The organism is Geodermatophilus sp. SYSU D00814, assembly GCF_054050055.1.
The window spans coordinates 97,621-109,796 of sequence record NZ_JBJGYP010000007.1 but is presented as its reverse complement, the minus strand read 5'-3'; the positions used below and the strand labels follow the sequence as shown (position 1 = coordinate 109,796).

Annotated in this window: 7 protein-coding genes; 5 read left to right on the top strand and 2 right to left on the bottom strand. The window is 76.6% G+C overall.

Features of this window, described 5'->3' with window-relative positions:
* Positions 1 to 8 precede the first annotated feature (8 nt).
* The 3 genes from cydD to ACI780_RS07220 all read left to right on the top strand — a co-directional run bounded on the left by cydD (position 9) and on the right by ACI780_RS07220 (position 5,933).
* Entirely contained in the window at positions 9 to 3,446 is a 3,438-nt protein-coding gene (gene cydD / locus ACI780_RS07230; protein WP_457001850.1) for a thiol reductant ABC exporter subunit CydD, read from the top strand.
* Positions 3,443 to 4,867, top strand: a complete 1,425-nt coding sequence (locus tag ACI780_RS07225) for a chloride channel protein (RefSeq protein WP_457001848.1) — start codon at positions 3,443 to 3,445, stop codon at positions 4,865 to 4,867. Before cydD ends, ACI780_RS07225 begins: the two co-directional genes overlap by 4 nt.
* A 337-nt stretch (positions 4,868 to 5,204) precedes the next feature.
* On the top strand, positions 5,205 to 5,933 hold the full coding sequence (locus ACI780_RS07220) for a response regulator (protein WP_457001846.1): 729 nt from the start codon (positions 5,205 to 5,207) through the stop codon (positions 5,931 to 5,933).
* 364 nt (positions 5,934 to 6,297) lie between these two features.
* Here ACI780_RS07220 and ACI780_RS07215 read toward each other — a convergent pair whose 3' ends face one another.
* A complete protein-coding gene (locus tag ACI780_RS07215; protein ID WP_456870859.1) occupies positions 6,298 to 6,546 on the bottom strand; it encodes a hypothetical protein in 249 nt (82 codons plus the stop codon).
* Positions 6,547 to 6,567: 21 nt separating this feature from the next.
* On the bottom strand, positions 6,568 to 7,707 hold the full coding sequence (locus tag ACI780_RS07210) for an anion permease (RefSeq protein WP_456870858.1): 1,140 nt from the start codon (positions 7,705 to 7,707) through the stop codon (positions 6,568 to 6,570).
* 603 nt (positions 7,708 to 8,310) lie between these two features.
* On the opposite strand from ACI780_RS07210, the gene ACI780_RS07205 reads away from it, so the two are divergent.
* Both ACI780_RS07205 and ACI780_RS07200 read left to right on the top strand, forming a co-directional pair.
* Positions 8,311 to 8,874, top strand: coding sequence for a hypothetical protein (locus ACI780_RS07205; RefSeq protein ID WP_456870857.1), 564 nt, complete (start codon positions 8,311 to 8,313; stop codon positions 8,872 to 8,874).
* A gap of 649 nt (positions 8,875 to 9,523) precedes the next feature.
* A complete protein-coding gene (locus ACI780_RS07200) occupies positions 9,524 to 12,115 on the top strand; it encodes a LuxR C-terminal-related transcriptional regulator (RefSeq protein WP_457001843.1) in 2,592 nt (863 codons plus the stop codon).
* Positions 12,116 to 12,176 lie beyond the last annotated feature (61 nt).

Below are 12,176 nucleotides of genomic sequence, written 5' to 3'. Positions count from 1 at the left end.
CGCAGACGATGAACGGGGCGGCGCGGCGGCTCGTGCGGCTCGTCCCCGCCGCCAGGCAGGCGGTCCGGGTGACCGCCGGGCTCTCGATCATCGCGGCACTGCTGGTCGTGGCCCAGGCCTGGCTGCTCGCGGACCTGGTCTCCCGGGCGTTCCTGGGCGACGCCGGGCTCTCGGCGCTGACGCCCGCCCTGACCGCCCTCGCCGCCGTGGTCGTGGCCCGCGCCGTGCTCGGCTGGGCCCAGGAGGCGGCCGCCTCCCGCGCAGGGGCGCTGGTCGTGACGCAGGTGCGGGCCCTGCTGCTCGACCACGTCCTGCTGCTCGGCCCGCGACACCCGGGACTGCCGCCGACGGGACGGCTGGCCGCACTCACCGGCCGTGGGGTGGACGCCCTGGACGGCTACGCCGGCCGGTACCTGCCGCAGCGGATCGTCGCCGTCGTCGTCCCCCTCGTCGTCGGCTGCTGGATCCTCACCGCGGACTGGCTCTCCGCCCTCCTGCTGGCGGTGACCGTTCCGCTGGTGCCCGTCTTCATGGTCCTGATCGGCCTGCACACGAAGCAGCGCGTCGGCCGCCAGTGGCGGACGCTCACCGTCCTCGCCGCGCACTTCCTCGACGTCGTCGCCGGTCTCGACGTCCTCACCGCCTTCGGCCGGGCCCGCGGCCAGGAACGCCGGATCGCCGCCGTGTCGGAGCGGCACCGGGTCCAGACGATGCGCACCCTGCGGGTGGCGTTCCTGTCCGCGCTCACCCTGGAGCTGCTGGCGAGCCTGTCGGTCGCCCTCGTGGCCGTGTCCGTGGGTCTGCGACTGGTCGCCGGCGACCTGGACCTGGCCACCGGTCTGCTGGTCATCGTGCTCGCGCCGGAGGTGTTCCTGCCCCTGCGGGCGGTGTCGGCGGGGTACCACGACAACGCCGAGGGCGCGGCCGCCGCCGAGCAGGTCTTCGGCATCCTGGACCTCCCCGTTCCCGCCCGGGCCGGCGGCCGCGCACCCCACCCGGCCGCGGGTCCGTTGCAGCTGGAGGCGGTCACCGTCGACGGCCGGGGCGGCCCGGTGCTCGACCACGTGTCCCTGACCATCGCGCCGGGGCAGGTCCTCGGGCTGACCGGAGCCAGCGGCGCCGGCAAGTCGACCCTGCTGGACCTGCTGCTGGGCTGGCGCCGGCCGGACGGAGGCCGGGTGACCGTCGACGGGGTCGACCTGGCGACGGTGGACCGCGCGGCCTGGCTGCAGCAGGTCGCCTGGGTGCCGCAACGACCGGCGCTGGTCCGGGGGACCATCGCCGACAACCTGCGGCTGGCCGCACCCGACGCCGCTCCGGAGCGGCTCGCCGCCGCCGCCGCGGCCGCGGCGCTCGAACTACCGCTCGGGACCCGGGTGCAGGAGCGGGGCCTGGGGCTCTCCACGGGGCAGCAGCGCCGGGTGGCGCTCGCCCGGGCGCTGCTCGCCGACCGGCCGCTGCTGCTGCTGGACGAGCCCACCGAGGGCCTCGACGGCGAGACCGAGGCCACGGTGCTGCGCACGCTGCCCGCGGCGCTGGCCGGACGCACGGTCGTGCTGGTGAGCCATCGCTCCGCCGTCCTCGGGGTGTGCGACCGGGTGGTCGCGCTGCCGTCACCGGGAACCCGGGCACCCGACTCCGCGGAACCGGACGAGCCGGAGGCAGCGGTCCCCGAACCGGCACGAGGAGCCACCCTCCCTGCAGCAGCCGGCAGAGCCGGGACGGCGTCCTCCGGCCTGCGGGCCCTGCTGCCTGCCCTCCGCCCGCACCGGGGCCGGCTCGCCGTCGCCGTGCTCGCCGGAACCGGCGCGCTCGGCTCCACGCTGGCCCTGGCCGCCACGTCGGCGTGGTTGATCTCGTCCGCGGCGCTGCAACCGCCCGTGCTGTCCCTCGTGGTGGCGATCGTCGGGGTGCGCACGTTCGCCCTGGCCAAGGCCGGGCTGCGCTACGGGGAGCGGCTGGCCTCGCACGACGCCGCGTTGCGGATCCTCGCCACCCTGCGGGTGCGGCTGTGGCGCGCGCTCGTCCGGCTGGGTCCCGCCGCCACCGGGCGGCTGCGCTCCGGGGACCTGCTGGCCCGGCTGGTCGGTGACGTCGACGCCCAGCAGGACCTGGTCGTGCGCGCGTTCGTGCCCGCGGCGTCCGCCGCGATCGCCGGGGTCGGCGCGGTGATCGGTCTGGGCCTGCTGGTGCCCGGGGCCGGTCCGGCCCTGGCCGCGGGCCTGCTCTGCGCCGGGGTGCTCGCGCCGCTCCTCACGCTCCGGGTCGCCCGCTCGCCGGGCCGGCGGACCGCGGAGCTCACCGGGGTCGTGGTGGCCGACGTCGTCGAGCTGCTGGACGCGGCGCCGGACCTCCTCGCCTTCGGGACCGCGACCCGCCGGCGGACCGCGCTGGCCGCCGTCGACGCGAGGCTGGGCGCGCTGCGCCGTCGGGCGGCGGGGGCCGCCGGGCTCGGGGCGGCGGCATCCGTCCTGGGCATCGGCGGGGCGGCCGTGGCCTGCACCGCGCTCGGGGTCGCCGCCCTGCGCGCCGGCTCGCTGGAGGGGCCCGCGCTCGCCGTCCTGGCACTCACCCCCCTCGCGGCCGCGGAGCTGGTCGCCGGTCTCCCGGAGGCCGCCCGCCGGTGGTCGACCGCGCTGCCGGCCGCCGACCGGCTCGCCGCGCTGGAGGCGGCCCGGCCACCGGTCGTCGACGCCGCCGACCCGCGGCCGGCGTCCCCCGGCCGCACGATGGCCACCCAGGGGCTCGCCGTCCGGTGGCCGGGGGCCTCGCAGGACGCCGTCGACGAGGTGGACCTCCGCGTGCCGGCCGGCGGCGCCCTGGTCCTCACCGGCCCCACCGGCTCCGGGAAGAGCACGGTGCTCGCCGCGCTGCTGCGCACGCTGGACCCGCGGGCCGGCCGGGTGCTCATGGACGACGTGGACACCCGCGGGGTCCTGGCTGACGACGTGCGCAGCCGGATCGCCTGGTGCGGTCCCGCACCGCACCTGTTCGACAGCACACTCCGGGACAACCTGCGCCTCGCCCGGCCGGACGCCGCGGACGACCGGATCGTGGCGGCGCTGCGCCGCGCCGGCCTGGGCGACTGGCTCGCGGGGTTGCCCGAGGGCCTGGACACCGCGGTCGGACGGCACGGCGGCGCCGTCTCCGGCGGGGAACGGCAGCGGATCGGCCTGGCCCGGGCGCTGCTCGCAGCGCGACCGCTGCTGGTGCTCGACGAACCCACCGCGCACCTGGACACGGCGACCGCCGAGCGCGTCTGCGCCGACGTCGTCCGGAGCACGGCGGGTCGCACGGCGATCGTCACCAGTCACCGGCCGGAGGCGTTCCCCGGACTGCCGCACCTCCGGATGCCGGCCGCGGAGCCCCGGGCACGGGTCCACCGCGCCGGGCACGCGGGAGTGGTGCTGTCGGCAACGGACGAGAGCGGCAGGTGCGCACCATGACCACGCCAGGGACCGACGGCCCCGGACCACCGGCAGAACCCGCCGACCCGGCCACCATGCTGCGCAGTCCCCAGTACCTGCGGCTGCTCGTGATCGCCGCCGTGCTGGGGGTGCCGATCTCCGCCGTGGCGTACTGGTTCCTCGTGCTCACGAGCGGGCTCGGCGACTGGCTCTACACCGGTCTGCCGGAGGCCCTGGACCTGGACCCCGTCCCGGTGTGGTGGCCGGTACCGCTGCTCGGGGCAGCCGGTCTGCTGGTCGGGCTCGTCGTCCGCCACGTCCCGGGCCGCGGTGGGGAGTCCCCCCTCGACGGCTTCCGCCCCGGAGGTGGCGCACCCGCTCCCCTGCCGCTGCTCGGCATCGCGGTCGCCGCGGTCGCCAGCCTGGGCCTCGGTGCCGTCGTCGGTCCGGAGGCGCCGCTGATCGCGATCGGTGGCGGCCTCGCCGCGGCGGCCGTCCGGCTGACCCGCCGGCCGGTCCCCGCACAGGCGCTCGCCCTGATCGCCGCAACCGGGAGCTTCGCGGCCATCAGCGCCCTGTTCGGGTCCCCCCTCGCCGGCGCGTTCCTCCTCATGGAGGCCGCCGGCATCGGCGGCCCGATGCTGCGGCCCCTCCTGCTGCCCGGGCTGCTCGCCTCCGGCATCGGCTCGCTGGTGTTCATCGGCCTGGACGACTGGACCGGGGAGGGCGTCTTCTCCTTCGCGCTGCCCGGCCTGCCCCCGTTCCCGCGACCCGACCTCGCGCAGTTCGCCTGGGCCCTCGGCATCGGGGTGGCCGCCGCCGTCCTCGTGGCGGCGATCCGCCACCTCGCCACGCCGCTGCGGGCACCGGTCGAGCGACGCGTGCTCCTCGCCGCCCCCCTGGTCGGCCTGGCGGTCGCCGGGCTGGCCATCGGCTACGCGCAGCTCACCGGTCACGACGTGACCGACGTGCTGTTCTCGGGTGAGGACCAGCTGCCCGGGCTGGTCGACGCCCGGGCGGACTACACCGTGGGCGCCCTGCTCCTGCTGCTGCTGTGCAAGTCGCTGGCCTACGCGGGCTCGCTGGTCGCCTTCCGCGGCGGTCCCACGTTCCCGGCCGTCTTCCTCGGAGCTGTCGGCGGGATCGCGCTCTCGCACCTGCCGGGCCTGCCGGTGACCCCGGCCATCGCGATGGGGCTCGCCGCCACCTGCGCCGCGATGCTGCAGCTGCCGCTCACCTCGGTGCTGCTGGCGACCCTCATGCTCGGCGCCGACGGGGTCACCGTCATGCCCCTGGTCATCGTCGCCGTCACGGTGTCCTACGTCGCCTCGGCGCGCCTGGCGCCCCGAGCGGTCGCGACGTCGACCGGCGCGGACGCTCCCCCGAGCACGGCGCCGGTCCCGCTCCCCCGGCAGACGCTGGCGGAGCGGGACGGCGGTGGAGGGTCGTCCCGTCGCTGACCCGACGCGACACCCGCCCGGACCTCTCCAGGAAGCGGCCCGATCGCCGCCGGCGTGGCGGCCGCCCGCGCCGGGGTGGTCGCGGGCGCCCCCGCCGTCCGGCTCGGCGACCGTGAGTCGGACGTGCTCGCGTGCCCGCCCTCGCTGCCGACCGCCGCGGAGCCCGCCGTCTCCGGGCCTGGCGTCGGGCTATCGTTGGTCCACCTCACGATCGGCGGCGATCTCGACGAGATGCCAGGCGCCCCTCCGCCCCGCCACCGACACGGCAGTGGAGCGCGCGACGATGGACGCGACTGAGCAGGTCAGCTGGGCGGACTGCCCGAACTGCGGAGGACTCGTGGCCGTCGGCTGGCTGGACGGGGAGCCGGTCGCGGTCGACTGCGCCGGTGGCTGCCTGCTGCGGGTGGACCAGGTCCAGATCTCCGCCCCCGACACGCCGGATGACGTCGAGCAGATGGCTCTCCTCGAGGACGCGGTCCTCGACACGGCGGCGGCTTACGGGCTCGCCGACCCTCGGGTGGCCGCGGCGCTCGTGGCTGGTGCGTGGGCGGACATCCTGGGCGAGGAGGGGCGGTCGCCCCGGCTCGTCGAGCTCGCCACCGCGGCTGTCCGAGAGGTCGGCGACCAACTGCACCGCCGGCAGCTCTCGGCCGGCCCGCAACAGGTCCACGACGCCTCGGACGACATCCGCGTGCTCGTCGTCGACGACCATCCGCTGGCCCGGCTGAGGCTGAACGAGATGTTCGCCGGCGAAGCCGACCTCAGCGTCGTGGGCGAGTGCCAGAACGGCTCACAGGTCGTGGAGGCCGCGGCACGGCTGCGTCCGCACGTGGTGTGCATGGACTGGTCGCTGCCGACCACGGATGGCCTCGCCGTCACACGGGCCCTGAAGGCGGCCGAGAGGGAGGTCCAGATCGTCCTGCTGACCGGCGACTCCCGCGCACGACGCCAGACCGCACTCGCCGGCGCCGACGCCCTCGTGCCGAAGGAGGCCGGTCGGGACGCGTTGCTCCGCTGCCTCCGGACGGTCGCCCGCAGGGGCACGGGGTGCCCGTACTGCCTGTGATCAGGTGGTGCGACCGGGCGGGCGGCTCCCTGTACCGGGCGTCGTCGACGGTGTCGGGCTGCGCTCCCCGGCGGTGGGGTCCGCCGGGCAGGCGGCGCGGGACGGGCGACTCGGCACCCACCGTCCTGACGGCCGGGTCCGGCGAGCGGTCACCTCAGGCGGGGGCAGCGGTCGAGCCGTCGCCGCCGGGGCCCGGGTGCCAGTCCTCGCCCCGCGTCCCCCGGGCCGCGTCCCTCCCTCTGTGACCTCCACCGGGACCCCGCAGCACGACGGCGAAGCCCACGGCGACGACCGCGCCCGCGGCCGGTCCGAGCGGGTGGGCCCACCACGCGGTCCCGTCCCCGAGGACGACGGGTGCACCGGCTCAGGCGACGATCAGGTACAGGCCGTAGCCGACGATCGACCCGGCGGCGAGGAGGCAGAGCACGGCGACGGCCGTGCCGGCGGCGGAGTGCGTGTCGGACGCACCGCCGTCGTCGCCGGGACCGTCGACCCGCCTCCGCGAGGGGCCGGACAACCCGACCACCGCGAACGCGACCAGCATGACGACGGTCACGGTGGCGGCGGTCGCCACGGCCGCGATCGCGGCGAGCGTGCCCCAGTCGATGTGCACGGGACGGCCCTCCCTCGTCGCTCAGGCTGCCAGGCCGACGGGGACGTCGGCGGCCTCCGGTCGCGGGACGTCGTTGACGTTGGCCGCGGTGACCGGGTCGCGCCGCGACGCGGCGTACATCCCCGCGGCGAGGGCGGCCCCGCTCACCGCGACGACGACCACGCCCACGGTGCCGGTCGCCGCCAGCCACGAGGCCGCCGCACCCACCAGCGCCGCCGACGGCAGGGTGAAGCCCCAGGCGAGCACGATCCGCCCGGCCACTCCCCAGTGCACGGACGCCAGCCGACGACCCGCACCCGCTCCGAAGATGGAGCCGGTGCAGACCTGGGTGGTGGACAGCGGCAACCCGAGGTGGGTCGAGGACAGGATGACCGCCGTGCTGGTGGTCTCGGCGGTGAAGCCCTGGACGACGTGGATGTCGCTGACCCGCTTGCCGAGCGTCCGGATGATGCGCCAGCCACCCATGTAGGTGCCCAGCCCGATGGCCAGCCCGGCCGCGAGGACGACCCAGAACGGCGGCGGCGAGCCCGGCGCGACCAGTCCCGCGGTGATCAGGGTCAGCGTGATCACGCCCATGGTCTTCTGCGCGTCGTTGGTGCCGTGGGCGAGGGCCACCATCGAGGCCGACACCCGCTGGCCGACCGTGAAGCCCCGGCGGACGACCCCGGGCCGGGCCCTGGCGGTGGCCCGGTGGGCCAGGTACGTCGCGATCACCGCGATCACCGCGGCCACCACGGGGGCCAGCAGCGCGGGGAGGACGATCTTGTTCACGACCGCGTCGAAGTCGATCGCGCCGACCCCGCCTGCCACCCAGGTGGCGCCGATCAGGCCACCGAAGAGCGCGTGCGACGAACTGGACGGCAGCCCGAGCAGCCACGTCAGCAGGTTCCACAGGATCGCCCCGATCAACCCGGCGAAGATCACGACCGGGTCGATGAGCGTCTCGTCGACCAGCCCGCCCGAGATCGTCTTCGCCACCTGGACCGACAGGAAGGCCCCGGCCACGTTCAGGCAGGCGGCGATCGTCACGGCGGTCCTCGGCGTGAACGCCCCCGTCGCGATCGACGTCGCCATGGCGTTGGCGGTGTCGTGGAACCCGTTCGTGAAGTCGAAGGCCAGCGCGGTCACCACGACCAGGACCACGATCAGCGACACGTCCATGGACCGCGCCCTCCGATCCGCCGACCAGGACCTTCCCGTCGATGTCGGCCTCGTCGCCCCGGGAGGACGGGAGCGGCCCGTCCGGGACGCGGAGGACGACGACGACCGACGTCCCGTGCCCCTCTCCCGGCTGCACCCCCGCGCCGCACCGTGAGGTGCCGCAGCGGCGAGAGTGCAGCGTGCGGGCCCTCGGATCGGGGTCACATCACCCTGCGAGGACGAGGGCCCCGAGCCGCGCGCGCCGCCGGTGTCCCGTCCCGGGACCGGGACGGCGCGGGCGTGCGCGAACGGGTCGCCCGGCCGACTGTGTCCCCACGCGGCAGTGCCCCGTGGCGTCCCGCACCGGGCGGCCCGTCGCCCGGAGCCGCCCGGTCCCGGCGCAGCCCGCAGCGGCGGCTCACCCACTCCGGGGGACGTCGGGCCCGGCGCGTCCCGCGAGGCTCCAGCCGCCGGCGTGCCCGCACCGCGGGCGCCCGCCGTCGTCACCCACTGACCGGAACCGGTGGTGCGCTCATGGACAGGACGAACCGCCCCGTCGTCCCCGACGGGCTCCCTCAGCTCCAGGCGGGATCCCACCTGGACCCGGAGCAGGGTGCCTGCCTCATGGAGTACGTCTCCGTCATCGCCGGGACGACCTTCGGCGACCACCCGCCCTGCACGGACCCCACCCTGGCCGCGCTGGCCCGGCTCGTGAACGACGCCTCCACCGACGACGGCCGGCCGCTGCTCACCGCCTTCGCTCCGACGCTGGCCTCGATCGGGCGCCTCGCTGATGCCCGCCGCACCGCGGCCGTCGTCCGCGCGACCGTACGCACGGCCGACGCCGCCGCAGACGACCCGGCGGTCCTGGCCCGGCACCTGCGCCGCGCTGAGCGGAGGTACGTCCGCCTCACGGGCACCGGCCCGCTCGCCGCTCTCGCCCGGGAGCTGGACCCGCTGGTCCGCCGAGGACCGGTCCAGCGCCGCCTGAACGCCTCGATCACCGCGCTGACGGCACTGCCGGGACCACGGCGCGACGCCGCTCTCCGGGGCACCCTGACCGCAGCGGTCGCGGCCGCCCTGGACCCTGCCGCGACCTGCCCGCCCACCCCTGGCGAACAGGCGCGGAGCGCTCCCGGCCCGCGGCAGGAGGGGCGGCGCCCCGGGAAGGTCGCCGGCCGAGGCTGAGGGACCCGGGCGCGTCCAGGAGGCCCCGCCCCCTGAGCCCGGCGGGGCGGTGGCGGGCGGGCTCCTGGACGCCGCCCCCGCGGTCCGCGCGGCGGAGTCGCGGGGCCAGACCGTCGGCCGGCTGCTCGACCGCGACCTCGCCGAACTGCTGCACGAACTGAGGGTCGCGAACGCGAACAGGATCTGCTTGCCGGTGGACGTGCCGGCAGCGCGGCGACGCGCCGTTCACCCGAACGGGGTGAGTCGCATCCCGCGCGGTCGCCCCAGGGTACCGGTGTGACGGACGACCCTCGTCCTGGTGGACCGGGAACGGTGCACCTGCGCCGTGCGGTCGTCCGCCCTGCTGCGGTCGTGACCTTGGGCCCTTGCCGCCGGGGTCCGTCGCGGCATGGTGGGGTCGACGGGCTGTCCGCGACGTCCGGGGCTGGTCCCCGAGACGGGCGGACCAACCGGACCACCAGGACGCGAGGACGACCCGCGCCACCGCCGAGTTCGAGCCCGGAGGGCTGTCAGGCAGCCACGGGGCCCGGGAGGAGGGAGACGGCCCGCACGCTCTCCGACCCGACCTGTCCTGCAGGCACGTCACCGCTCGGTGGGCCTGTGGTCGCCCGGCCGCCGGCGCCGTGACTCTCCGGGTAGAGGAGGGGGGATGCTCCACCTGTCGCGGTCCAAGACGACCGTTCCCGACCTCCCACCGGAGTTCGTGTCCCGGCCCGACCTCGTGACAGCCCTGGACTCCGGCGAGGGCCGGGCGCTCACCCTCGTCTGCGCGCCCCCCGGCTACGGCAAGACGCTCCTGCTGGCCGACTGGACCAGGCGGCGTGAGGCGTCCTCCGCGTGGGTGGCGCTGGACGAGGACGACAACGCCGCTCCACGGCTCTGGGCGGCGGTGCTGGCCGCGCTCAGGGCCTGCCCCGCGGTACCCGCGACCAGCCGGCTGCACCGGCTCGTGGTCCCCCGGACGACGGTGGGCGCGGACTTCCTGGCCGACCTGCTCGGTGCGCTCGCCGACCTGCCGACCCGGATCCGGCTCGTCCTCGACGACGCCCACCACCTCAGCGATGCGCAGGTGCTGCACGGTCTGCACCTGTTCCTCCGCCACCGCCCCGAGAACGTCCACGTGGTGCTGGCCGGCCGGTCCGACCCGGCGTTGCCCCTGGCGCGGTTGCGCCTGGAGGACCAGCTGTGCGAGCTCAGGAGCGAGCAGCTCGCCTTCTCCCCGGAGGAGACGGCGACGCTCGCCGGCCGGTGCGGGCTGCGGCTCAGCCACGGACAGCGGGACGCGCTCCGGTCCCGGACCGACGGATGGGTCGCGGGGATCCGTCTCGCCCTCCTCCGGTTGCGGGACCAACCCGAACCCGACGCCTTCCTGAGCGCCTTCTCCGGGGACGACCGGCCGGTGGCCGACTACCTGACCGGCGAGGTGCTCGCGCACATCCCGGACGAGCACCGTGACCTGCTCCGGCGGACCAGCATCGCCGATCCCGTCCCGGCGGCCCTTGCCGCGGAGCTGTCCGGTCGGGCCGACGCCGCCGACGTGCTCGGCGCCCTGGCGCGCAGCACCGGGTTGGTCGCCGCCTCCGGTCCGCACCGCACGGAGTTCCGCGTGCACGGGCTCCTGCGCTCGTACCTCGCGGCCGACCTCTCCCGCCACGGGGGCGCCCTGACCGCACGGCTGCACCGGCAGGCGGCCCTGTGGTGGGCGGAACACGACCGTCCCGTCGAGGCCCTGCGCCATGCCTCCGAGGCGGCCGACGGCCCCCTCGTGACCGGACTGGTCCACGACTGGGCACCCGAACTCGTGGCGCGTGGGGACCTCGCCGAGCTCCGCCGCGCCCTGACCGCGGTGGAGCCGGACGCCACCACCGACGCCTGGCTCTCCCTCGTGGCAGCACAGATCGACCTCGGCAAGGGCGACCTGCCGGCTGCACGGGCCGACGTCCGCCGGACCGCGGTGCACGACGCGCGGATCGGCGACGAGGACCTCGCACACTTCAGGACCGCGACCTCCTGCATGGTGGGGCTCGCGGACCCCTCCCCCGCGGCTGCGCCCGACCCCGCAGACCCGGCGCTGGCGGGACTGGTCCTTGCCGGCCGGGGAGCTGCCGGGATCCGCTCGGGAGCGGACGACGGACCCGCGCACGCGGCCGCCCTCCTCGACGACCTCGAGGCCGCGCTCGCCATCGCGCAGGCACGGCACCTCGAGCTCCTCGAGCTGCAGTGCCTCTGCCTGATCGGCGCGGCCGCGGCGACCTCCGGCGCGCACGCACGGGCCGCGGCCGCCGCGACCGCGGCGATCTCGACGGCGAGCGCCCACGGGTGGCAGGACTCCTGGTGGGCAGCGGGCGCACACGCGGTGCTGGCCCACGCCTCCCTGGTGCGCGCCTGCCCGGCGCGGGTGCTCGACGTCACCGCCCACGGGCTGCGGATCGACCCGGCGGGCCACGACCCCGTCGTCCGGTTCGCCCTGCGCAGCGCGCGGGGCGGCGCACTCGTCGACGTCGGCGACCGGACCGGTGGACTGCTCGAGCTCCAGGAGGCCCATGCCCAGCTCGGCGGACTCCCCGTCCCCGCGCCGCTGGCCGCCTCCGCGGTGCTCCTCGAGCACCGCGCGGCCCTGCTCGTGGGCTCCTCCGCCGCCGTCGCGACGTCCGCCGGCCGGCTGGCCGCGGGCGGGCGGGCGGACGCCGAACGCGCCCTGGTGCGAGCCTGGTCGCAGGCCGCCGCAGGTGCCGTACGAGAGGCCCGTGCGACGGTGGCACCGCTGCTCGACGGCGGACTGGAGCCTCTGCTGCCCTGCACCCTCGTGGAGGCGTGGCTCGTGGAGGTCTGGGCCGCGCTGAGGCTCGACGAGCGTCCGCGCGCGCGGCAGGGACTGCAGGCCGCTCTCGACCTGGCCGAGCCGCTGGACGCCGTACGACCCTTCGCGCTCGCCGGTCAGGGCCTGCGGGTCCTGCTGGTCGACCAACTCGGCGGCGTGCGGGATCCGTCCGCCTTCGCGTTCCGCTGCCTGTCCGCCCAGCAGCGCGTCCGCCGGCGATCGGGACCGCGGCTGAGCGCGCGTGAGCAGGACGTCCTGGTCCAGCTCCTCTCGCTGAGCAACCTCGGGGAGATCGCCGAGGAACTCGACCTGTCGATCAACACGGTCAAGAGCCACGTCCGCGCGATCTACGGGAAGCTGGGCGTGTCCACCCGACGGACCGCGGTCCTGACGGCGGTCGAACAGGGGTTGCTGACGTGAACCCGGAGCCGATCCGGGGCGAGCACGACGCCGCTCGGGCGCGCCACGTGGCGGTGGCAGC